Consider the following 921-nt stretch of genomic DNA (forward strand, 5'->3'; position numbering starts at 1 on the left):
GTGTCGGCCGTGACGATGGTGTTACCGGCAAAGATATTGTCGCTGATACCCATACGTTTATAACGTTGCTGTATCTTTTCCAGCACAGGCACTAAGGTGTGGTGCTCTTGCCCTTCGCCAAAGGCTTGCGCATCGACAATGATTTGATGCTTTTTATCCACTGCCGCAACGCCGTTGTAGCCCTGGATCGTACCTTTGCTGGTGGTCATTTTGGCTGATTCGTTGTCAGTGATGTTACTTTTCACTTCCGTGCGTTTTTTGCCCCGGCCCATCCGTGGACTGGCGGTCTTTAAAAAGTCAGTAATCTTGTCATGCGCTTTATTCAGCGTGTCTATGCTTTGCTGGTGCCTGGCTTTACGCGCCTCATCGGCATTGGCCTGCTCATCCAACTTTTTATGTTGCTCCAGGTGGTAGCGGATTTGTCGTTTCAGTTTATCCCGCTTGGCACTGAGCTCTTTAAAGGTGCCCGACCATTCCTTAGCAGCGTTGGAAGACATTTTGCAGCCATCTATCGCAAACAGTTCATTACCCAGCAAGCCCTGCTGATGGCATACCAACAATACCTGTTCAAACAGCTGGGCAATTTGCACCGTTGAGCTACTAACAAAGGCAGCTATGGTCGTAAAGTGCGGCACGGTATCGCAGGACAGTGCTTTAAAGATGATATTGGTTTCACAGCACCACTGTATTTCACGGCTGGAAGTAATGCCTTTGGAGTAGGCAAACAAAATAATTTTTAACAGCACAGCCGGGGCGTACGCCGGACGGCCGTTATCTTCATTCTGGTATTTGCTATGAAATATCGACAAGTCCAGCTTGTTATCAATCAGGTAATGAATAGCGTGTTCAAAAGTACCTGGCTGTAGCTGGTCGAGATAATTAATCACCACCATGGCACTTTGGTTGTAATCGTAAGGGATA

1 protein-coding gene is annotated in these 921 nt (G+C 47.7%); it reads right to left on the minus strand.

What is annotated here, in order from left to right; genetic code table 11:
* Positions 1-920: transposase (locus tag I4W93_RS20205; protein WP_224673586.1), on the minus strand; the 920-nt coding region annotated here is incomplete at its 3' end.
* Position 921: the final 1 nt, after the last annotated feature.

The sequence above is a fragment of the Rheinheimera maricola genome, assembly GCF_016918075.2.
GTDB classification, from domain to species: domain Bacteria; phylum Pseudomonadota; class Gammaproteobacteria; order Enterobacterales; family Alteromonadaceae; genus Alishewanella; species Alishewanella maricola_A.